General features: G+C 23.0%; 31 protein-coding genes and 1 pseudogene. 16 read left to right on the top strand and 16 right to left on the bottom strand.

The annotated features are described in order from the left end of the window. Position 1: 1 nt before the first annotated feature. From AACK81_RS02210 to AACK81_RS02185, 6 genes are read right to left on the bottom strand one after another with little or no spacing between them, the layout of a single operon-like run. On the bottom strand, positions 2 to 160 hold the full coding sequence (locus tag AACK81_RS02210) for a hypothetical protein (protein WP_338961242.1): 159 nt from the start codon (positions 158 to 160) through the stop codon (positions 2 to 4). 3 nt (positions 161 to 163) lie between these two features. Beyond that, positions 164 to 457: a hypothetical protein gene (locus tag AACK81_RS02205; RefSeq protein WP_338961240.1), complete on the bottom strand. Its 294-nt coding sequence runs from the start codon at positions 455 to 457 to the stop codon at positions 164 to 166. After that, complete coding sequence (locus AACK81_RS02200) at positions 447 to 884, bottom strand: hypothetical protein (protein WP_338961238.1); 438 nt, start codon at positions 882 to 884, stop codon at positions 447 to 449. The genes AACK81_RS02205 and AACK81_RS02200 overlap by 11 nt, the downstream gene beginning before the upstream one ends. 2 nt (positions 885 to 886) lie before the next feature. Next, entirely contained in the window at positions 887 to 1,042 is a 156-nt protein-coding gene (locus AACK81_RS02195; RefSeq protein WP_338957292.1) for a hypothetical protein, read from the bottom strand. Further along, a complete protein-coding gene (locus tag AACK81_RS02190) occupies positions 1,035 to 1,205 on the bottom strand; it encodes a hypothetical protein (protein WP_338961236.1) in 171 nt (56 codons plus the stop codon). The genes AACK81_RS02195 and AACK81_RS02190 overlap by 8 nt, the downstream gene beginning before the upstream one ends. After that, entirely contained in the window at positions 1,177 to 1,695 is a 519-nt protein-coding gene (locus AACK81_RS02185) for a hypothetical protein (protein WP_338961234.1), read from the bottom strand. The genes AACK81_RS02190 and AACK81_RS02185 overlap by 29 nt, the downstream gene beginning before the upstream one ends. Before the next feature lie 677 nt (positions 1,696 to 2,372). On the opposite strand from AACK81_RS02185, the gene AACK81_RS02180 reads away from it, so the two are divergent. Continuing rightward, positions 2,373 to 2,627, top strand: coding sequence for a hypothetical protein (locus tag AACK81_RS02180; RefSeq protein WP_338962156.1), 255 nt, complete (start codon positions 2,373 to 2,375; stop codon positions 2,625 to 2,627). Positions 2,628 to 2,937: 310 nt separating this feature from the next. Here the strand turns inward: AACK81_RS02180 and AACK81_RS02175 are convergent, their stop codons facing one another. Continuing rightward, complete coding sequence (locus tag AACK81_RS02175) at positions 2,938 to 6,006, bottom strand: DNA polymerase III subunit alpha (protein ID WP_338962153.1); 3,069 nt, start codon at positions 6,004 to 6,006, stop codon at positions 2,938 to 2,940. A 396-nt stretch (positions 6,007 to 6,402) separates the two neighbouring features. On the opposite strand from AACK81_RS02175, the gene AACK81_RS08860 reads away from it, so the two are divergent. Next, positions 6,403 to 7,065, top strand: a complete 663-nt coding sequence (locus AACK81_RS08860; protein WP_422397552.1) for an ankyrin repeat domain-containing protein — start codon at positions 6,403 to 6,405, stop codon at positions 7,063 to 7,065. A gap of 105 nt (positions 7,066 to 7,170) precedes the next feature. Here AACK81_RS08860 and thiI read toward each other — a convergent pair whose 3' ends face one another. The 7 genes from thiI to AACK81_RS02140 all read right to left on the bottom strand — a co-directional run bounded on the left by thiI (position 7,171) and on the right by AACK81_RS02140 (position 13,652). Continuing rightward, the gene (thiI, locus tag AACK81_RS02170; RefSeq protein ID WP_338962149.1) at positions 7,171 to 8,346 is read right to left on the bottom strand and encodes a tRNA uracil 4-sulfurtransferase ThiI; all 1,176 of its coding nucleotides are present in this window, start codon (positions 8,344 to 8,346) and stop codon (positions 7,171 to 7,173) included. Between the two features lie 23 nt (positions 8,347 to 8,369). Next, positions 8,370 to 10,058, bottom strand: a complete 1,689-nt coding sequence (locus AACK81_RS02165; RefSeq protein ID WP_338962146.1) for a hypothetical protein — start codon at positions 10,056 to 10,058, stop codon at positions 8,370 to 8,372. 49 nt (positions 10,059 to 10,107) lie between these two features. Beyond that, positions 10,108 to 10,881, bottom strand: a complete 774-nt coding sequence (locus AACK81_RS02160; RefSeq protein ID WP_338962144.1) for a type III pantothenate kinase — start codon at positions 10,879 to 10,881, stop codon at positions 10,108 to 10,110. A 2-nt stretch (positions 10,882 to 10,883) separates the two neighbouring features. After that, positions 10,884 to 11,558 carry a diadenylate cyclase gene (locus tag AACK81_RS02155; RefSeq protein WP_252320291.1) on the bottom strand — a complete coding sequence of 225 codons (675 nt, stop codon included), beginning with the start codon at positions 11,556 to 11,558 and terminating at the stop codon, positions 10,884 to 10,886. Between the two features lie 213 nt (positions 11,559 to 11,771). Beyond that, on the bottom strand, positions 11,772 to 12,317 hold the full coding sequence (locus AACK81_RS02150; protein WP_338962142.1) for a hypothetical protein: 546 nt from the start codon (positions 12,315 to 12,317) through the stop codon (positions 11,772 to 11,774). Between the two features lie 184 nt (positions 12,318 to 12,501). After that, positions 12,502 to 13,080, bottom strand: a complete 579-nt coding sequence (gene gmk / locus AACK81_RS02145; RefSeq protein WP_338957663.1) for a guanylate kinase — start codon at positions 13,078 to 13,080, stop codon at positions 12,502 to 12,504. Positions 13,081 to 13,094: 14 nt separating this feature from the next. Next, entirely contained in the window at positions 13,095 to 13,652 is a 558-nt protein-coding gene (locus AACK81_RS02140; protein WP_338962139.1) for an RsmD family RNA methyltransferase, read from the bottom strand. A gap of 101 nt (positions 13,653 to 13,753) precedes the next feature. Between AACK81_RS02140 and def the strand changes: the two genes are divergently transcribed. Continuing rightward, positions 13,754 to 14,344, top strand: coding sequence for a peptide deformylase (def, locus tag AACK81_RS02135; protein ID WP_338962137.1), 591 nt, complete (start codon positions 13,754 to 13,756; stop codon positions 14,342 to 14,344). A gap of 160 nt (positions 14,345 to 14,504) precedes the next feature. Further along, a complete protein-coding gene (locus AACK81_RS02130) occupies positions 14,505 to 16,217 on the top strand; it encodes a ribonuclease J (RefSeq protein ID WP_338962134.1) in 1,713 nt (570 codons plus the stop codon). On the opposite strand, the gene AACK81_RS02125 is transcribed toward AACK81_RS02130, so the two are convergent. Together AACK81_RS02125 and AACK81_RS02120 are read right to left on the bottom strand one after the other, a co-directional pair. Next, entirely contained in the window at positions 16,154 to 17,245 is a 1,092-nt protein-coding gene (locus AACK81_RS02125) for an ankyrin repeat domain-containing protein (protein WP_338962131.1), read from the bottom strand. The genes AACK81_RS02130 and AACK81_RS02125 overlap by 64 nt on opposite strands. A gap of 53 nt (positions 17,246 to 17,298) precedes the next feature. Further along, entirely contained in the window at positions 17,299 to 17,742 is a 444-nt protein-coding gene (locus AACK81_RS02120; RefSeq protein WP_338962129.1) for a GNAT family N-acetyltransferase, read from the bottom strand. 167 nt (positions 17,743 to 17,909) lie between these two features. Here AACK81_RS02120 and AACK81_RS02115 point away from each other — a divergent pair, with 167 nt between their 5' ends. The 12 genes and pseudogenes from AACK81_RS02115 (at position 17,910) to AACK81_RS02070 (ending at position 22,338) form a co-directional block, all read left to right on the top strand. Beyond that, positions 17,910 to 18,143, top strand: a complete 234-nt coding sequence (locus AACK81_RS02115) for a hypothetical protein (protein WP_338962127.1) — start codon at positions 17,910 to 17,912, stop codon at positions 18,141 to 18,143. Further along, positions 18,143 to 18,544 (top strand): hypothetical protein, encoded by a 402-nt coding sequence (locus tag AACK81_RS02110; protein WP_338962123.1) that lies wholly within the window; start codon positions 18,143 to 18,145, stop codon positions 18,542 to 18,544. The genes AACK81_RS02115 and AACK81_RS02110 overlap by 1 nt, the downstream gene beginning before the upstream one ends. Positions 18,545 to 18,560: 16 nt before the next feature. After that, the gene (locus tag AACK81_RS02105; protein ID WP_338962121.1) at positions 18,561 to 19,175 is read left to right on the top strand and encodes a hypothetical protein; all 615 of its coding nucleotides are present in this window, start codon (positions 18,561 to 18,563) and stop codon (positions 19,173 to 19,175) included. Positions 19,176 to 19,177: 2 nt separating this feature from the next. Continuing rightward, positions 19,178 to 19,345 (top strand): hypothetical protein, encoded by a 168-nt coding sequence (locus AACK81_RS02100; RefSeq protein WP_338962118.1) that lies wholly within the window; start codon positions 19,178 to 19,180, stop codon positions 19,343 to 19,345. Positions 19,346 to 19,406: 61 nt separating this feature from the next. Then, positions 19,407 to 19,571 carry a hypothetical protein gene (locus tag AACK81_RS02095; protein ID WP_338962116.1) on the top strand — a complete coding sequence of 55 codons (165 nt, stop codon included), beginning with the start codon at positions 19,407 to 19,409 and terminating at the stop codon, positions 19,569 to 19,571. Positions 19,572 to 19,688: 117 nt separating this feature from the next. Then, complete coding sequence (locus AACK81_RS02090; protein WP_338962114.1) at positions 19,689 to 19,979, top strand: SemiSWEET family sugar transporter; 291 nt, start codon at positions 19,689 to 19,691, stop codon at positions 19,977 to 19,979. Positions 19,980 to 19,985: 6 nt separating this feature from the next. Then, positions 19,986 to 20,276 (top strand): SemiSWEET family sugar transporter, encoded by a 291-nt coding sequence (locus AACK81_RS08855; RefSeq protein ID WP_422397365.1) that lies wholly within the window; start codon positions 19,986 to 19,988, stop codon positions 20,274 to 20,276. A 42-nt stretch (positions 20,277 to 20,318) separates the two neighbouring features. Beyond that, positions 20,319 to 21,032: a glycerol-3-phosphate 1-O-acyltransferase PlsY gene (gene plsY, locus AACK81_RS02085; protein ID WP_338962113.1), complete on the top strand. Its 714-nt coding sequence runs from the start codon at positions 20,319 to 20,321 to the stop codon at positions 21,030 to 21,032. Between the two features lie 167 nt (positions 21,033 to 21,199). Then, entirely contained in the window at positions 21,200 to 21,466 is a 267-nt protein-coding gene (rpsO, locus tag AACK81_RS02080; protein WP_252319942.1) for a 30S ribosomal protein S15, read from the top strand. Between the two features lie 210 nt (positions 21,467 to 21,676). Further along, positions 21,677 to 21,850 carry a hypothetical protein gene (locus tag AACK81_RS02075; RefSeq protein ID WP_338962111.1) on the top strand — a complete coding sequence of 58 codons (174 nt, stop codon included), beginning with the start codon at positions 21,677 to 21,679 and terminating at the stop codon, positions 21,848 to 21,850. A gap of 26 nt (positions 21,851 to 21,876) precedes the next feature. Continuing rightward, positions 21,877 to 21,951, top strand: a pseudogene (locus AACK81_RS08850) (hypothetical protein); the annotation flags it as partial. Positions 21,952 to 21,969: 18 nt separating this feature from the next. After that, entirely contained in the window at positions 21,970 to 22,338 is a 369-nt protein-coding gene (locus AACK81_RS02070; protein ID WP_338962108.1) for a hypothetical protein, read from the top strand. Positions 22,339 to 22,428 lie beyond the last annotated feature (90 nt).

Here is a 22,428-nt window from a genome sequence, read left to right as displayed (position 1 = left end):
ATTATTTCTCCTTATTTTCAATTTGATTAGCAATTTCATTTAATATTTTTAATACTTTATATTCATTTTTTAATTCTTTAATAATAAATATTAAAAATATTATTAGTGTTATACTTGTTATTAATATTGGTACTATTAATAAAAATTTTCATAATATCATTTTTTACTCTTTTCATTTTTTAAATCATTTAACATTTATTGAACAAAATGCACGATTTTTAGGAATGTTTAAAGTGTTAAAGATTTGACCAGTTACAATAATTTCATCATTTTTGTTTAATAAAATACAGCGTCTATAAAGTTTTGGGTTATTAAAAATTAAAGTAACGTAGTTTAATCCATTTCATTGACCACGAACACTATAATATAATTCTTTATTACCTTTTTCGTAATATTTTGCTTCAATAGTGTTACTCAGTTTTACTGTTAATTTGACATAATTTGCTTTATCTTTCATTTTTATAATTCCTTAAATAATATTGAATATGTTTATATGCATCTTGTTCATGTTTTGTAAATTTTATATTTCCTTTATAATTTTCTATTTTAGTTTTATTTTTTGGTTCACTTTCTTGAAAATCTCAATTCATAACGTCTTCTACTAATACCATTAATGCACCAATAATTTTAGGTGTTGCTAATGGATTAGTTAATAATTGTTTTGAAGTTAAAAAGAAATTTTCTACAATAACTAATATTTTTTTATCAATAAATTTGTTTTTAGTTATTTGAAAATATATTTTATAAAAATCTTTACTTTCTAAAATAGTTATTGTTTTAAATGTTTTATTTAAAACAATACTATTAGTTTCATTTGAATATATAACGATTCCATTATTACCAATTCCAGCAGGGTCAATTCCAATAATTAAGTCATATTGCATAATTAATCAAATTCACCATTTTGAATTTTTTCTTGTAATTTCATTATTAATTTAAGTTTTCAATTACTAATATTAATTTTAATTTCATCACTAATATCATCTTTAAGTAATTCCATAAATTCATTATCAAGATAATAAATTAATTTTTCTTTATCCATATTTATACCTCCTACTTAACCTAATATTTAAAATACAGTCATAACAAATCGCTTTACTATTTTTATCTCTTAAAAAATATTTTCTTGTTTTTATATCATTAGTATTAAAGAATAAATAATCTAATTTATTTTGTTTACATGTTCAACAAAAATACTTTTTCATTATGAGTTGAAATTTCCTTATAAGAAGTAACTAAATAATTAATTGGTAAATCATCATGTTTATATGGATTATTTATTTTAAAACCTTTTCTGTTTTCTTCTCACGTAATGTTATATTTAAAACAAGGATTAGTAATTTTAGTTTTGTTATCAGTTATTTCACCCATAAATCAACTATTATGCTGTTCATAAAATGTTAATGGTTCAAGTTTTATATCATTAAGATAATATTCTTTTGGAGTAATTGGTTTATTAACAGTTATTTTTTGGTCTTTAATATATGGTTCTAATAATTTTATTAATTCATTACCACTTAATTCTCTTTTAATATTTTCTAAATTAAAAACTCAATATGTGTAACTGTTATCAACAATAAAAGAATTATTTTTAATCATTCATTTTGGAAGTGATAATTTATATTCAACATAATCAATAAGAATAGATTGTGGTTTATCTTTAACAATTTGTTCTTTTTTAAATTCTATTTGCATAATAATCCTTTCCTAATATGTTCTGTTGCTTCTAGCATAAAGAACATATATTTTGATGTTTAGATTATTAATACTACTACTATTCGTTTTATTCATTCCATGAAAACTGGGCTCAAAAATAAATTTTTCAAAAAAAATAAAAAATAAAACCAACACTTGCTCACTGGGGAGTGGCAAGGTTGGTTAAATAAAGAATAGAATTAATACAATAGGTCCCTACAACAGGTCTATATATACTAGTTTCCAATTCGCTCCCACCCCAAGAATTACCATTTCTGGTTAGTATATTTTATTAGGTATCACTCCACTTTTTATTTATCCATGCAAGTCCACATGCTAGCTACTATTTTTAACAACTGTGTTGTAGTTCACTTTTTTAGTTCCCTAACACGTGTTGATAATAGCGTTAAAGATGGTTATTAAAAATTTTAAAATTTTACAATTACAAAAAAAGACAAGATTTTTATTCTCGTCTTTTATCATTTATTTTTAATTTAAGGATTTAAAAAAGAAAGGAGCTATTTTTAAAACTTTTTAGTTATCGACATCTTCGACACGCTCCCAAATATTATATATAAATATTTTATAATTTAATTTTATTTAATAAAAAATATATTATAATACTTTCCTAACAAATAAAATTAACCTATAAATAAAATATAAGGAGATTTTTAGAAATGAAAATTCAGAAACTTAAAAAAATAAATTTAATAATACTATCACTATTGATTTTAACTATTTTGGTTATATTTACATCTTTAACCTTAATAGATTTTTTTAACATAAAAAATGATATAAAATATATTCCTTCTTTCTATAATTATTGTCGAAAGCAAGAAATAATAACAAAAGAAAATAGTTTTAATTTAATAAAAGAACATGGTTTAATTTATATGTTAACTAATAATAAATTATATTTTTGTAAACATTAGCTCTTCCAAAATATTGTTGAAAACTATAATCTTAAATCATTAGTACAACTAAAAATTGGAATTGTTTTTGCTATAATTTTAAGTCCAATTTTATTATTTATAACTATATTACTAATCTTTTTAAATATTTATTTAAAAATAAAAAAAGTAGATAATAACTTTTGAGATGCTATTGAAAATTGTGAAATTATTAATAATTATTATGTTCATTAATTTTTTATTTATTATTAGAAATTAAAGTAAGAAATTTAAAAACTATTGATTATATTTATTATTTAATATAGTAAGCATAGATAAAATTATATGCTTACTATAAATTTTTAATTACTCTTGATAAAATTAACTGAATATTATCATTATAAATTTCTACCTTTCCTTCCATTAAAATTACTTTATTAACTTGTAAATATTCTTGGTATATTTGATATAACTTTTCAAAAACCGTTACTTCAATAACATTACTATCATTTTGCATTTCAAAGAAAGCCATTAATTTTTTAGTTTTAGTTTTAATTACTCTAATATTATTGATAACTCCATATACTCTAACATGTTGATCAACATAATTATTAATATATGCTAAATCAATAGCTTTATTATGAGGATCTAATTGTTCTTTTCATAGTAATTTAGGATTATATTTTAAATAAAGTCCTAATGCACGATGTTCATTAATACTATTATTATTTCAATCATCTTCTCTTTGTAACATAATTGGTTTAGCAATTAAATTAAAATTTAATGATAATTCGTCACTAGTTTCATCTTTTACCTGCACCATATTGGCATATTCTAATGCAGCATCCAAGTTTAATAATAACATTGTTCGATTTGATTGAATATCATCTAAAGCACCAGCGGCAATTAAATGTTCAATGTTTTTACGATTCAAACCAATAAATATTGCTCGAGCACAAAAATTAAAAAAATCTTGAAAAAATCCATTACTAGTACGTTCTTTAATAAGATTACTACAACTACCTTGACTCATTTGCTTAATTGCTTGTAAACTATAACGAATAGCTTTTTTAGCATCATCAATTAAAAAATCAATGCCAGAAAATTGAATTGATGGTGGTAAAACTTTAATTTGATATTTTTGACATTCATTCAAATATTGTAACATTTTTTGATCATTACCAATAACACTACTTAATAACGATACCATAAATGCCAATGGATAATTTGCTTTTAAATAAACTAAATAATAACTAATTAATGAATAAGCAACAGCATGAGATCGATTAAATCCATAACTAGCAAATTTTTCAATATCTTCTCATATTTTCTTAACAACTCTTGATGAATAACCTCTATTAACAGCACTTTTAATAAATAAGTTTGCTTGTTCTTTCATAACTGTAGTATCTTTTTTACTAATTGCACGACGAATTAAATCAGCTTTTCCTAATGAATAACCAGCAACTTTCTGTAAAATTAATAATATTTGTTCTTGATAAATAATAATGCCATAAGTTGATGCTAAATAAGGTTTTAAATCTTCATGAATATACGTAACTTTTTGTTTTCCTAATTTACGATTAATATAATCTTGAATGTACTCTTGTGGTCCAGGACGAAATAAAGAAGAACTAGCAATAATATCTTCTAAGCTATCAACTTTCATTTTAATTAAAATTTGACGCATTCCTGAAGATTCCAATTGAAAAATACCGGTTGTATCACCATTTTTAATAATGCTAAAACTTTTTTCATCATTTAAAGGAATTTGAGATAATTTTAAATTTAAAAAATAATGTTTACTTACTTGTTGTAAAATATTTTGCAAAATAGTTAAATTACGTAATCCTAAAATATCCATTTTTATCAAACCAAGAGCTTCTAGGGTTTGCATTGGAAATTGCGTTTGATAAATACCTTGAAATCCTAATTGTAATGGAATAGCAGTAACTAATGGTGCACTTGTAATAACGATTCCTGCTGCATGAGTACTAGTTTGTCGTGGAAAACCAAGAATTTCTTTGGTTAAAGTAAACAATAAAGGATACTTATTTGCATATCATGCTAATTTTGGTGATTGTTTAATAGCCATATCTATTTCAAAATTATATTGAATTGGTATTAATTTTGTCATTTCATTAATATCTTCAATATTAACTTGAAAAACTCTTCCCAAATCACGAATTGCCATTTTACTAGCAATTGTTTGAAAAGTAACAATATATGCAACATGTTCTTTGCCATATTTTTGATGAATATATTTAATAACTTCATCTCTTCTTGTATCTTCAAAATCGATATCAATGTCTGGTAATGATATTCGTTCTGGATTTAAAAATCTTTCAAAAATTAAATTATAAGCAATAGGATCAACACCAGTAATTCCTAAAACATATGCCACTAAACTACCAGCAACACTTCCTCTACCTGGTCCAACCATTATATTCTTGCTTTTTGCAAATTTAACATAATCATTAACAATTAAAAAATAATCAGCAAAACCCATTTCATTAATTACTTGTAATTCATATAAAACTCTTTTAACGTATGTTTCAGGAATTTCACGACTTTGAAAATGCGCTTCTAATCCCTGCTTACATAATTCTTGCAAATATAAATTACTAGTAAGATTATTAGGGCAAGTAAATTTTGGTAAACTTAATTCTGCACTATTTGGCTTATTTTTAGGAAATTTTAAATTACATAATCAAATAACCTTTTCAATGTTTTCAATAATTTCATTTGGATAATGTTGCATTAAATCTTGTTTAGTTTTATATAAAAACTCATTACTTTTTGATAAATCTTCTGATTTTAATGTTTTTTGTTCTTTAATAGCTTGTAAAATTTGATAAATACGATGTTGTTTTTCATCTAAATATAAAACCAAATCAATTGGAATAATATTAGATGTAATCGATTTTAATAAAGTAATATTATCCATATCACTAGGTACTAAACCAAAATAAACTAGTTCATGACCTGTTGAATTTAAAATATCATAATTATTTTTAATATATCTAATATTTTTGTTATTAGCATGAATAATAACTAAAACTTCACGTGTTTGATTAAGATATTTTTTTACATCATTAGTAGTAACAATATTATTATTAGTACTAATAATAGTAGAAAGCTCTATTAATCTTTGATAACCAGCATATGAAGTTGCCATAATAGTTAATTCAACTTTATCAGTAGTACTTTCTCAAACGCAATTTAAACCAATTAATGGTTTAATTTCATTCTCTATACATAAATTACAAAATTCATAAGCACCATACATTATATTTTTATCTACTAAAGATAGAACTTTTAAATTATTTTTTTTAGCAAATTCAATATAATCACTTATTTTAATAGTTGATGAAAGAAATGAATAATTAGAACGAACATTTAAATTAACTATATATTTCATACTATCCCCTACAATTCTTGAATGACTTATATTACAAGTTAATTTTAACATCATTTTATCTTGCTAGGTTATTCTTAAGTTATTGTTTTCAATACAAAACTATTTAAAACACTTAAAATAAACTTTTTTAGAAATAAAATTTATATTAAAAAAGAAAAAATAAACATTATTTTTTTCAATAATTAATAATAAATAACTTGGAAAAATTATAATATATTTTTTGCATATTAAAACCAATAATATGATAAAATCTGCATAAACTTAATATAAGTTTTCAACTTATTACTTCATTTTAAAGTAAGTGAGTTTGTTATTTTTAATCAAATAAGGAGAAAAAAATGGACATTCAAAATATTAATTTAATAAAAGCTGCTAAAAATGGTGATCTACAAGTAATTAAAAAAAATTAAAAATGGTGGCAATGTTAATTATATATGCGATGATATAACCGCTTTAATATGAGCAGCGCAAAATGGTCATTTAGATGTAGTTAATATCTTAATAGATAATGATGTTAATATTTATCATGTAGTTAAAAATAGACCTGATCCTTGAATATTAAATAATATTAATGGACAAATAATTATAGCCAAATATTTAAAAACAAATGGTTATTATAACTATGCTAATCTTTTACTAGATACTATTGAAAATGGTGATACAGCTTTAACAATAGCTGCTAAAAACAAACACCCAAAAATAGTTGAAAGATTAGCCTATGAAATTTATGAACAAGAAATAAAACAACGATATAAATTTGGATTACCTACTATTCTTAATGTTACAACCAATAAAAATAATTTTGAAGTTAAATCTCTTCAAGAATTAGCAAATGAAGTACAAAAAATAACAACCAATATTGATTTTAGAGAACCAAATCCATATCAAAAATTACAAATAAATTTAAAACTTGCTCAATTAGAAATTGATAAGAAAAAAATAAATGAAATCAATAAAAGAATTGAAAAAACAAAATTATTAGTAAATGAAATAAATGCAATCGATTTACAAAATCAACCTTCAACAAGTAATCAAAATACTTATTGTAATATTTTATAGTTTACTATTAAAAAATAACAAAAAGAGTGAAACTTCACTCTTTTTTTATATTTAAAGTAAATAAACTGCAATTTATTAAAACTATTAAATTATTAATAATTTTATTTATATTTTTTCAATATCTTTAAAACTATTTATTAAAATTTGTTCTCAATCAATTATTTGCTTTAAATCATTTTCTAAAAGTTCACATTCTTTAATCTTTGGTTGTGTAACAGGGTTTTTGGGAACAAATAATGAACAACAATCAGCGAATGGTAAAATTGATGTTTCATAAGTACCAATTTTTTTAGCAAGATTAATAATATCAACTTTATCTTCGGCAATTAAACTACGCAAAATTGGTAAATTGCTAACAATATTAATAACATTAATACTTGCTAATGTTTGTGAAGCAACCTGACCAATTGCTTCACCAGTTGCTAATGCTTGAATTTTATATTTTTCTGCAAATAAACTAGCAATTCTAATAAACATTCTACGCATTAAAGTAATACGATAACTTTCTTTCTTAATATGACTTAATTCATTTTGCAAGTTAGTAAAATTGCAAATATATAAATTTTTACTACCAGCATTATAAGGTGCTAAAATTTGAACTAAAGTTTCTACTTTTTTTAATGCTGTTGGTAAAGTAAAAGGTGGAGTAGCAAAATGTAAATATTGAACTTGTAATCCTCGTTTCATTAATTTATATGCTGCTACAGGGGAATCAATACCACCGCTCAATAATAATAACACTTTCCCTGAACTACCTACTGGAAATCCACCAGCACCAATAATTTTATTTGCAAATAAATAAATATCATCGTTATTAACTTTGATATTTATTTTTAAATCAGGATTAGTAACATTAACTTTTAAATCTGTTTTCTTTAAAATTATAGAAGCTATAATTTTAACTATTTGTTCTGAATTTAATGAAAAACTCTTATCACTACGACTAACAAAAAGTTTAAATGTTTTAAAATTTGTTAGATCTTGACTTAAAATTAATGATATTACTTTTTCTGATAATATTTCCATATTTTTAGCAATTCTAAAAGCAGGTGATAATGAACTAATACCAAATATTATCACCAAAATATTAATAACATCATTCATTACATCAAGAGATAAATTGGTTAGTTCCATCCGATCATGAAAATGAATAATATTTATTTGTTTATAATCACTAAGAGCATACTTAATATTTATTTTTAATTGTTTAATAAAATCAATCCGATTTTTACTTTTAGTTGTTAATTCACCATAACGAATAATAATAATAATTGGTACCATTTAATTTTCCTCTTTTTTAAAATTTATTCCATTAATTCCAATAATAATGTTAATGCTTTTTGATTATGATTATTAGTGATATTATTTTCAATTTCATTAAATTTACTATTAAGTTGCTGATTAATTGAACGATGACGATTAGCATAAACAAGAGTTAAATGTGATAATTTATGAATAGTAATTTCCATTTTTAATTCAGTATAAAGATGAAAAATTTTATTTTGTAAATCATTAAATTTACTAAAAGAAGAATTATCATAATTTCCATTTTTAAAATTTAAAATAGTATCATTTATTAAATATTGTAAATCACTAAACTTTTCTTTATAAATTTCATTTAAATAATAAAAATTAATATTATTTAAAATATTATCAATTTGTAACATCATTGAATTGATTTTATCAACATAAGTTTTAAATTTAATTTTTGCTTTATTTTGTTCATTCAACAATTTATTATACTCTTTTAAACTATTAAAAACAACAATACTATTTTCAAATAACGCCGCTAATAACATCACTAATGTTTGATAACTAGTATTTTTTATTGATTTTTGATGTTCTATGATTAATAAATTATCAAAATGATTAACAGTAGCAAGTTGTTTATTAATAATAGTTTCTAAGTTAGTTATTTTGCTATTTTCTATCATTTTAGAATTAATTTTATTTGAAAGAGCAATTTCATTTTTAATAGCTTCAAATATTTCATTAAAATTAAAACTCATAACTAAAAATTTTTCATAATTTTGTTTAAAAATATTATAAAATATTTGTTCTTTATCAATTTTATTACTAAAAGTGGCAATTAATTTTAATATTTCTTGAGTGTTAACCTTAACTTTTTTGTATTGTAAATTATTAATTTGTTTATTAATAAAACTTAACTTTTCATCAACGTTTGCTACTAATTGTTCATATTGTAAAAGTAAAGTATTATTTATTTTTATCATTTGATATTTATTTTTTAAGGCAGCCATTTTCTGTTTAATTTCATATGTTATAATATAACGAAGTGTTGGTAAATTATCTAAAATTTCTGCCAATGTTACAACAGCAATCGCAATCTCACTTAAAATAGTAATAATTTGACTAACATTAATAGCATTAATATTTGTTTCTAATTCTTTAAACATATCATTAATTATCTTAATAACTTCATCTAATTGTTCTCGATTAAGATCGTTTTGTAAATTAATCTTGATCATTTGATCTTGTAAATAATTAAAATTTTGTTTAAAAAATAATTGATATTCTCGTAATAATTGATCAATACTAATAAAATAATCTATTTCAATTGTTAATAACTGCAACTGATTTTTTAAATTATTACTCTTATTATGCATTCTATACATTAATTTATATCTTTTTCATAATTCTTTATTATTTTGTAATTTTAAAATTTGAATATAATTTTTAAAAACCTTATTTAAATCTTTTTTTAAAAAAAGATTATAACGACTAATTCAAATTCCTAAAATAGAACTATATTGTTCATTTGCTTGTACCATTTGATTAATACGATTTAATCTTTCTTTAATATTAATATTTTGAATATATTGCAAATTTTTATAAACCATAAATTGTTTATTTTTATACGAACTAAAAATTACTAATAAACTTGTTAAAACAATAACAGTAAAAATTAATAAACTAATAATAGTTATTATAATAATTTGTGCACTAGTTAATTTATAAATTTTTATTAACATTAACATAGTTTTTTCTCCTTTCCTTATATTTTAAATATATTAAAAGATATTAATCTTTTATTTTATTATTACTTCTAAAATATTTAATAATATCAACTAAACCTAAAAATAACATTTGTGGTTCATAAATATAAGAAAAATCAAAATAAGATTTTAAAATTGGTACACTACCTCCTGTTAAAATTACAGGTAAACTAATATTTGTTTCATTTTGAATCCTAACAACAATACTATTAATCATTGCACTAAAACCATAACCATAACCAATTGATAAAGCATGATTAGTATTTTTACCTAACATTGATTGATAATGTTGCATTTCAAAATCGACAAGTAAAGCAGCATTATCAATCAATGCATCTTTACTTGTACTAAATCCAGGTCCAATAATAACGCCAACCAAAACATCATTAACAACAATACTATAGGTAGTAGCAGTTCCCAAACTAACAACTATCGCATTGTGATACTTAGTATAAGCAGCATATGATAATGCTATCAAATCACTACCTAATTGGCGATTTTCTAAATTAAGTTTTAAAGGTAAAAAACTTAGCAAATTAAAATCAACAATTAACGGTTTTAAATTATATGTAAAAACAATTAATTTTTCTATTATTATTAAAAAATTTGGAACAACACAACTAATAACAGCTTCTTCAAAATGTAATTGTTTATTTAATTTAAATGCTTTTTTCAATTGATCAATTGCAGTTTTACTTTTGGTTTCTATTACTGCTCATTGTTCAATAATTTCACTATCATTAATCATAGCAATCTTAATTAATGTATTACCAATATCTACTAATAACAAACTTTTCATTATTATACTTGTTGAACCATTTCTTTAGTTGAAGCTAATTCATCATATAGTGTACGAACAAGATTATTTAAGTTTTCAACTTGTAAAAACTTACCACTACGAGCTATTGAAACAGAACCATTAGTTTCACTGACAATAACTGATACTGCATCGGTTTGCTCTGATATTCCAATAGCAGCACGATGACGTGAACCAAATTGACTAGATATTTTTTTATTAGTTAGTGGAAAATAAGTAGAGGCACATTCAATACGACCTAAACGAATAATAACTGCACCATCATGCAATGGTGAACCTTTAATAAAAATAGACTGTAATAGTTGTGAAGTAACTTCACCATCAATTTTTACTCCCAAATCAGTATATTCATTTAATGAAACATTCCTTTCAATAGTAATTAGTGCTCCAATTTTTTCTTCTGCTAATTTAATCACTGCTTCTGCTAAAACACTTGCTAACATTCTTTTTTCTGAAGTTGCTAGTAGTTTCATATGAGATTTATTTCTTGTTGTTCATCAAACTTTTTTACCACGAATAAAAGTATTCATAACTATTAAAATAAGAATTGTCATTAATAAAGAAATGGTTATTCCAAATAAAACCGCTATTTCAGCAATAACTGTTCCAATATCTGCTGAAATTACAGTCGAAATAATATTTAACGGTAATACACTCATATTAAATACCACCATTCCTTTATTTTTTGATTCCACTACTTTAATTATAAAGTAAAAAAATTATTTTTGATATTATTAGTATAACAACTTATCATAATTTACAAAATACTCCTTTTAAATTTATTTTTAAAAGGAGTATTAATATTACTAATAATTTTAGATTTTACCTTATATAAGTTTATAAAATTATTATTTGTTAATTATCTTTATTTACTATAAATTTGGTACAGTTTTATGAACATTATTTTTATTTACTACCGATAATATTGGTAAATTCTCATTTACTTCTGCTTTTATTGAAAAATCGTTATCACTATCTTTACTATTTTCTCTTGAAGATAATTTATTTTGTAATTTTTCAATTAATTTTAGTGAATTTGATAGTTTTTCCTGTAATCATACTGATGCTACTGATATATCTGTGATTGTTACTGTTGCGGATTCTGTTTTTAATTTTTCTAATTTTTCTGATGCATTTGATAATTGTTCTTCTAATTTTTTTAAAGATTCTACTAATTCTTTTAATATTTCATCTTCTCATAGTTTTTCTTTTAATGTTTGTAATACTTTTAATGCTGTTAATACTTTTGTTTCTAATGTTTTTATATCTTGTAGTTTAATATTTTCTGTCTCATCTTTTAATTTTTCTTTTGCTTTATTTTTTGTTTTACTGGTTTTGATTGATTCTATTCCTTCATATATTACTTTCCCTAACCTAACTAGTGTTTTCAGTAAGATTGCAATTGATTTAGCGTCCATATTTTATTCACCTTTTTCTAATTAAATAAAAAATCTACTACTTTAAAATTAAAATAATAGGTTTAAAAACTTATATTAAGTTTATAAAATTATTGTAATATAGTTTTTTATAATATTATATTTTTATACAAATTAACATCGTTAAATGTTTTTAATATTTAATTCTAAACTATCAAATCAAAAACTAATTAATATTATTTTTAATAATATCTGTTATTTCTTTAACAGCAATATCTAAGTCATCATTAATAACAATATAATCATATTCATGTTGAACTTTAAATTCTTCTTTTGCTTTATTTAACCTTTTCTCAATAATTGCTTCTGACTCACTAGCACGCATACGAATTCTTTGTTCTAATTCTTGATAAGAAGGAGGCATAATAAAAATACTCATAATATCATTGCGATGTTCATAATTTTTTAAAACTTGACTAGCACCATCAACCTCAATTTCTAAAATAACATTATAACCTTGATTTTGCAAATTTAAAACATAACTCTTACTAGTACCATAGTAATTACCAATAAAATTTGTATATTCTAAAAAATCATTACCTTTAACATGATTTAAAAAAGTTGATACATCAACAAAAAAATAATTAATGCCATCTTGTTCTTTATTACGTGGTTTTCTTGTTGTCATCGAAACTGAATATGCTAAATTTAATGATTTATCAGCAAATAATTTAGCAATAATTGCACCCTTACCAACACCACTTGGTCCAGAAAGAATAATTAATTTTCCTTTTTTTTGTGCCATTTAGATTCTACTTTCTACTTTTCATAAAATTGAATTATTTTAATATATATTTTACCGTATTTTTTATTAGATACTACTTTAAAATGGAAATTTAATTGTAAATTTTCAAGTGGTACATTTGTTTCTAAAACAATTAAAGCATTATTAGCAAGTAAATTATTTTTATAAAAGAAATCAATAATTCACTGTTGACAAGTAATATTTACAAACGGTGGATCAATAAAAACAATATCACACTGTTGTACTAGTGTTTTACTAAAAACTTGATAATCCAAATTACTTAATTTAACTTGTTCTTGTAAATTACAAGCAAAACAATTTTGATTAATAATATTACAAGCAGCTTTGTTAATATCATTTGCAAAAGCAAATTTTGCCCCTCGTGATAAACTTTCAAGAATTAAATTACCACTTCCAGCAAATAAATCAACAACAATTTTATCTTCAAAACTACAATAATTTAACATAATATTAAAAATATTTTCTTTAATTCGATTTAATGTTGGCCGTGTTGATAAACCATCTAAAGTAATTATTTTTTTTCCTTTTAATTTTCCAGCAATAATTTTCATGTTTTCTCCAAAATTTAGTTTATAATAATTTTATCATTAAATTTGATAAAAGCAAATTAGTTTAATTTATTATTTATTACAAACTGATGAAAGGATCTGCAATGTTAAACAAATTACAAAACGAAGTACCATCAGCATCTTGAATTACTGAAGATACAAAACCTAGTTTATTAAAACCTTGTGCTGATGTTATTTTACCCTTAACACCTAAAGATGAAAATATTATGAAACGTATGATTGATTGAGTAAAAGCATCACAAGATAAAGAATTTAATGCTAACAACATTTTAACCGAAGCTATTGGTATTGCTGCACCACAAATTGGAGAAAATATAAAAATGTATTATATTTTATTACCAATTCCTGATAAAAATGAAAAGATTATTTACTATGAACATGCATTAATAAATCCAAAAATCATTGGTAAAAGCGAACAAATAGCTTATTTAAAAAAAGGTGAAGGTTGTTTAAGTGTAACTAATCACCCTCATGAAGGTTTAGTTCCACGTAATTATAAAATCAATGTTACAGGTTATGACTATTTAAAAAAGAAGAAAGTAACTTTAACTGTTAGAGGTTATGAAGCAATTGTTTTTCAACATGAGCAAGACCATTTAGAAGGAAAACTCTTTTATCATCACATTAATAAGGATAATCCTTGACTTAATGATGATAAATGGATTATGATATAAAGTAGAATGATAAACTTAAGTTTTTAAATTGTTTTATTATAGTTAAATATAATATACCAAATAAGTAATAAGTAAAAACATGATTAAATTCATTACATTTTTTTATGTTATGTTTTATGTTATTTTCTTATAATTTTAAAATGAATGAAGGAGAAAAAATATGAGTGATACATCGACAAAAAATACTATACCAGTTAAAAAGTTCGTCACGAAAATCTTTGCGCTTGGTGGGCTAGAAGAAGTTGGAAAAAATACTTATGTAATTGAACAAGATAATGAAATTATTATTATTGATGCTGGAGTAAAATTTGCTGATGCTTCTATGCCAGGAATTGAAGCAGTAATTCCTGATTATAGCTATCTAAAAGAAAATAAACATAAAATTAAAGGAATATTTATTACTCATGGTCATGAAGATCATATTGGTGGTATACCATACTTATTAAAAGACATTAGTGATATTCCGGCTATCTACGCTCCTAATTTAGCAGTAGCTTTAATTCGTCATAAAATTAAAGACAAAGGGATAAAATCAAAAATAAAAATAAATATTGTTGATGGTAATAGTAAAATTAAAACTAACAGATTTATTATTAGTTTCTTTGCTGTTAATCATTCAATTCCTGATGCATATGGAATTTGTGTAGAAAATTCAAATGGAACTGTTGTAACAACAGGTGATTATAAATTCGATTGAACACCTTTAGGTCATAAAGCAGACATTGATAAAATGGCACAAATGGGTCAAAAAGGAGTAACATTATTTTTAGCAGATTCAACCAATGCTGAAGTACCCGGTTATACAATGACAGAAATGCTTGTTGTTAAAAGAATTAGTGAAATATTTGCTAAAGCGAAGGGCAGAATTTTAATTTCTACTTTTGCTTCTAATGTACACCGTTTACAACAAATTATTGAAGTTGCAACAAAACATAATAGAAAAGTTATTGTTGTTGGAAGAAGTTTAGAAAGAATAGTTAATGTTATTCGTCAAATGGGACATTTAAAAGTTCGCGATAGTTCATTTATTAAAGCAGAAGAAGCTAAAAAATATGATAATAATCAAATTGTTATTATTTGTACGGGTTCCCAAGGTGAACCAATGGCAGCATTATCAAGAATTGCTAATCGCGAACATCGTCAAATAAAAATTATACCCGGTGATACAGTAATATTCTCTTCATCGGCAATTCCCGGTAACCGTGCTGACGTTGAAAGAGTAGTTAATAAACTAACACGACTTAGTGCGATTGTTGAAGAAAATTCACCATTAAATTGATTACATACTTCTGGTCATGCTTCACAAGAAGAACAAAAACTAATGTTAAATTTAATTAAACCATCATACTTTATGCCAATGCATGGTGATTATAGAATGTTAAAAGTTCATAAAGAAACAGCTGTATCAATTGGAATCCCTGAAGAAAATATATTTATTTGTGCTAACGGTGATCCAATTATTATGGATAATGGTAAATGTTCTTTAAGTGATAAACGCATTGCTGCTGATCCTATTTATGTTGATGGTGGTAAAGATATGTCAGGAGTAACAACTGCTGCAGTAATCCGTGATAGACAAATTCTTTCTAAAGATGGTTTAATTGCAATTGTTGTTTCTATTGATTCACAAAATAATAAATTATTAGCACCACCAACGTTTATTTCTCGCGGTTCTTTCTATGTTCGCGATGCAGCACCTTTAGTATCTGAAGCAATATCATTATTAACAAAATCTATTAATGAAGTATTAAAAAGCGAAAGACCTACTTTTGCCACAATAAAAAATGCTATCAAATCAACATTAGCACCTTATATATTTAAAAAGAAAAGAAGAAACCCTTTAATTATTCCTGTTATATTAAATAAAAAATAGTTTTTAAAACTATTTTTTATTTTTTTGATATATTTTTTTATCTGTCAATGATTATATTTGGTTGCAAATAATAAAGCAGTATTGCCATTTACATCTACATCATCAATATTAGCATTATGTGCTAATAAAGTTTTAACTATATCCAAATATCCATTTTTAGTAGCAACAATTAAAGCGGTTTCTTCAATTATATTTTCATGATTAACATTAGCGCCATTTTTGATTAAAGTATTAACTACTTCTAAATGACCTTTTTCAGCAGCTCACATTAAAGCACTCAAACCATCAATAGTTACATGATTAACATTAGCGCCATTTTTGATTAAAGTATTAACTACTTCTAAATGACCTTTTTCAGCAGCTCACATTAAAGGCGTATAACCAAACATATTTTTTCTATTAACATTAGGATAATTTGTTAATAAGGCATTAGCTATTTCTAAATAATTAGATTTAATTGCTAATATTAAAGCAGTATTACCATTTATAGAGACATGATTAATATTAGCGCCATTTACTAGTAAATCATTAACTATTTCTGTATATCCATTTTTAGCAGCCACTAACAAAGCAGTTTCGCCATATCGATTTTCATGATTAACATTAACATTAAGTGTTAATAAAGTTTTAACTATTTCCAAATTTCCATTTTCAGTACTTAAAATTAAAGCAGTATTACCAAATTGATCCTCACAACTAACATTAGCATTATGTTCTAATAACAGATTAACTATTTTTGTATAATTTTTTTTAGCAGCTAAGATTAAAGCAGTATTACCATTTACAGATATGTAATTAATATTAGCATTATGTTCTAATAAAACATTAACTATTTCTAGATAACCTTTTTCAGCGGCCCACATTAAAGACGTATAACCAGTTCTATCAATATAATCAATATTAATATCATATTTTAATATTTTATTAACTACATCTAACTTTTTATTTTTAATAGCTTCTATCATTTTTGCTTCTTTGTTATTAATATTTATATTTATTCCAAATATTTCTCTAACTCACTCAAACATATTCTTTTCCTTTCATTGTTTTTTTAAAAACAATGTATTTAAAATATTATTCTTTAAAATTTACCTTCATTATATATTTTTTTCTCCATTTTACAATGTTTAATACCAGCGTCCAAAAATATTTCAGACCAAACTTTATAACCCAAATTTTTATAAAAATTTAGTGCTTGAATTTGGGCATAAAGAGATATAACTTTAAATTGATTTTTAATTGCAACTTTTTCCATAAATTCCATTAATTTTTTACCAATACCCAATCTACGATATTCTTGCAATATACACATTCTTTCAATCTTTACAATATCTTCAACTTTTCGCATTCTACTAGTAGCTATTGGTTTATCATTATCATCAAAAACTAAAAAGTGAATCGATACATCTTCAAATTGATCAATTTCTTCTTCAAAAGGAACCTTTTGCTCATTAACAAAAACTTTTTTTCTAATCAAAAATGCTTGTTCTAATATTTCAATATTATTAACTATTTCAATTTTCATGTTTTCTCCTTAAATATAAATAATATTTTAAATTAATTATATAATTAATTTTTAAATTTAATTTAACAATTAGTAAATTTTACCAATTAATAAGTGAATTTTTAATTAGTGCTATAATTTAAGTAAGCGATTTTAAAAAATATTTTTTTTGGGGGAGGGAATAAATTTTGGAAGTACAAAAAATTCAATTTAAAAAATTACGACCGCATAATTTTTTGGGAGGGCAATATTTTGTTTTATTATTTTTTTGAATAATATTTATTACATTACTAATTACTGCATTAGTCTTATTTTTAAATGAAAGAACAAGAATTGATAAAGAAAATAATGTTAAAGAACTACTAGAACAAATTGCTAACGCAAAACAAGAAAGTGACAAAACTCCTTTCTATAAAAATTAATGACTATTTATTATCCATTAATTGATTTTTCATTAATGTCATTTATTTTTACTCAACATGATGATGCACCAATAAGTGACTGAGGAAGTGCATGAACACAACGTTTAAATAGTATTAATACTGCTTATTCATATATCTTTATTACAATTTTAATCGCTTTAATTGCTTTACTTTTTTATATTATTATAATCATTAAACTTTATCGTCGTCGAGCATTTCAAAGAAAATATGGTTTAACAACTCAATTTGCAAATGATTATCCAATTTATGATATTAAAATGTATCTAGGTTTTACAGTTAATTTAGCTATTGTTTTTAGTTTTTTCAATTTTCTAACAACTATCATTGTATTAATTTATGGTATTAACTTCTTATTTCTTTTGATATATTTTAAAAATTAAAACAAAAATATTAATTATGCATAAATGATGAAAAACACCAAACTTTGCTTTATTTTTATCTGTTATTTTATTCCAAAATGGTTATACTTTATTAAAATCAATATTTGCTCAAAAGTTTAATGTTAACTTAGACTTAATTTTATCAATTATTTTACCAATTGGAACAATTACCATCTTTATTACCTTATTAATCAAAAATATGCTTAATTCACAAGTTACAGCAGTAAAAAATGCTATTAAAACAATTGGTGCTAAAATTAGTGCTTTTCAAATTTTCTATTATACACAAAAAGAAAAATCTTTAGAAGACTACATGTTTGTTAGTCAGTTGCCAACACTTGTTCGTATACCATTACAAAATAATAGCATTAACACCAAACAAGCAGTAATGCTAATGGCAACTATTGATGAAACAATAATATTTTTTAAAAAACACTTTCATAAACCAAAAGAATTAAACTATATGCTTTTTCACTTATTTAATAGAATAACTGATATTGAAGAAATTGAAGAAATCAAAAATAATATTCTTAAAATAGAAAAAAATAATTTATCAAAATTTAACAAAAAAGTTTTAAAAATAGTTAATACCATAGAAAATAATAAAATTTGTTATAATTGAGTAGAGTAATTATGATATGAGGAAAGGAAGTTATATACATGTGACCATTTAAAAAAAGGGATAAAACCGGAGAAGCAAAAGATCAAAAAAAATGTGATGGTTGTGGGAAAATGAAAAGTTCATCTGAATGTACTAAAGCAGCAGATGGTAAATGTTTGTGTAAAGATTGTGCTAAATAAATATATTAAATAAGTGTGTCATTAACACACTTATTTAATATATTTAGAAAGGAAGGATATAATGAAATGATTCAATAAAAAAAACAAAAAAACTGATGATGAACCTTTAACAAAAACCGTAAAATATTTTAATTGCGAAATGATGTTTGAACCTTTTGACATTCTTGATACAAAAGAAGGGAAATCTTTATGTAAAAAATGTTTCATTAAAGAAGAAGAAAAATAAATTAATGATGTGTTTAGCAAAACACATTTTTTATTATTTAAAATAAAATAAATAACTATTTTCACAATATTTTATTATAATTACTATGATAAATTAAATTAATTAAAAGGAGAAAAAATGAACATTTTTATAGAAATATTGGGGTATCTTGTAGCCATTTGTATTCCTTTGCCATTCTTACCACAAACTATTAAACTAATTAAAACAAGAAATACTTCAGGTCTTTCTATTTTTTCATATAATATCTATCAACTGGGAGGTCTTACTTTTTTAATATTTGGCATACTTCGTAATGATATTCCCATGATTACTTGTCAAACTATTACTGCTATACTAAATTTCATAATAATTGGGATTATTGTTAACAATTTAATTAAACAAAAAAATAAGGAGGAAAAAAATGTCTAATATTCAATTGATATTATTGGATATATAGGTGCCTTTTTTATTTCGGTTGCCTTTTTACCACAAACTATTAAACTAATTAAAACTAAAAACACAAAAGGTTTATCGTTAATTTCTTATAGCATATATCAAATAGGATTAACTTCATTCATAATTTATGCTAGTTTAATTAAAAACATTCCCTTACTAGCAGCAAATGCCTTTGGCACAGTTATTAATATCATATTATTAACATTAATAATTTATAATTTATACTATAATAATAAAGATAAAAAGAACAATTTAACTTCCAAAAAATAAAATTTTTATTAACATAATACTTGCACAAGAATGGAGAAAAAAATGGAACATATTAATCTATTAGGAACTTTTATTTTTATTATCATTGGTTATTTAATTGGCTCAATCTCACCTTCAATTATTATTAGTAAAATAAAATTTAAAACCGATGTTAGAGATTATTACTCTAAAAATGCTGGTGCTACTAATTCAACACGAGTTATGGGTGGTAAATGAGGAGCTATTATTTTAATTATTGATGGTTTTAAGCCCGCTATTCCTATTTTAATTGCATACGGTTTAACCTTTATCAATATTACTAATCCTAATTATGAAACAATGTTTAAACAAGCATATATTTATCCAACTGGTCTTGCTGCAATTATTGGTCACTGTTGACCACTATTTTATGGTTTTCGTGGTGGTAAAGGAGCTGCATCTTCATTAGGAGTACTATTAATGATTAATCCTATTTATTGCGTTATCACAATTGCTAGTTGATGATTTATTTTATATTTAAGTAGAATGTCATCTTTATCTTCAATGTTAATGATGATACTTGCTTTTATCTTATCATGAATACCGAATATGCGACTGCATGCTTTTCTTTCCCAACAAGACACTCAATACTATATTGTTAATATAATTATGGCTCTAATTTGAATATTAATTATTATTCGTCATTGAGATAATTGTAAAAGAATTCTTAATCATACTGAACGTAAAGTGACTATTTTTGATAAAAAAAATAAAAAAGCAAATGAAGAAAAAAAATAAAAAATCATCTCTTTATACAAAATTAATAAAAATATTTTTTTAAAAAATGCTTGTTTTATGTTTAAAATTAATGTATTATTATAATCGTGTTGACTTAACATTGTTAATATTCTCTCCGATATTAGCTTTGTTTAAGCCGAATTATATTTAAAGGAGAGTTGTCAAATATGGAACAAATTAAACAAGATGAATTGATTAAAAAATTTCGCTTAAATGCCAAAGATACTGGTTCTTCTGCAGTTCAAATTATTAATTTAACAAAAAGAATTTTAGAATTAACAGCCCATCTACAAGTACAAAAAAAAGATATTACTGCAAAACGAAGTTTGTTAAAAATGGTAGCAAGCAGAAAACGCTTCTTAAAATACTTTAAAAAACAAGATGTTGCTACATACAATAAATTATTAACAGCACTATCACTAAAAGATAACTAATATTAAATCAGTATTTACTTATTAATACTGACTTTTTTATATACATCTAAATAATATTAAACATAGAAATAGATTTACAAATGATTTAAACGATAATAAAATTAATACTAAAAGTGTTATAATATAATTATAATTTAATATATGTTTCTAACCCATTTATTTTTCACTAAAATAAATGGGTTTTTGATTTCAAAAAGGAGGAACAAAATAATGAATGATAAAGATATTAATGGTGAAAAAATAATATCAGTTATTTTAAATTCTGTCACTTCATATCAAAATATTACATATTTTAATTATTGGGATTATATAATTAAAAAAGAAAAAATTAGTTCTGAAATAAAAAAAGAGATCAATAATTTAATAGAAAAAATGCTAATCTAAATTATACAAACGAAAATGGTGATAGTCCTTTAATAGTAGCAAGTCACTATTATCAACTTATAGATTCCATTAAAATTTTAATAGAAAATGGCGCTAATATCAACCACGCAAACCAAGCCTTGCATTTAGCTGCTAAAAATGGACTAGCACAAATAGTTAATACTTTACTAATAAATAATGCAAATATTCATTTCATAAATCAAAATGGTGATACGGCTTTGACAATCATTATTAATGATAGTTTATTTTATGATAAAAACATAAAAAATATATTAGAAAACATATTTTATCAAGAATATGAAGAATATATTACAAATAAGGCGAAAGTAGAAATTATTAAATACAGGCCAGAATTTTCAAATAATGAGTTATTTCATGATATTAAAGATAATATATTAATACATTTAAATACAAATAATTCAGTAAAAAATATAAAAGAAAATTTAATATTAATTGGATTAAAAATCGATAAGAAAAAAATTTTTTAAAAATTGAACAAAGAATAAAGAAAATATTTAAATGTAACATTAATAAATTAAATACTAATCAAGAAAAAGAAAAAAATGACAGAAAAAAAT

The sequence above is a fragment of the Spiroplasma endosymbiont of Lasioglossum villosulum genome (assembly GCF_964020195.1).
Lineage (GTDB): Bacteria > Bacillota_I > Bacilli_A > Mycoplasmatales > VBWQ01 > Spiroplasma_E > Spiroplasma_E ixodetis_A.
This window is presented reverse-complemented; position numbering and strand designations above follow the sequence as displayed.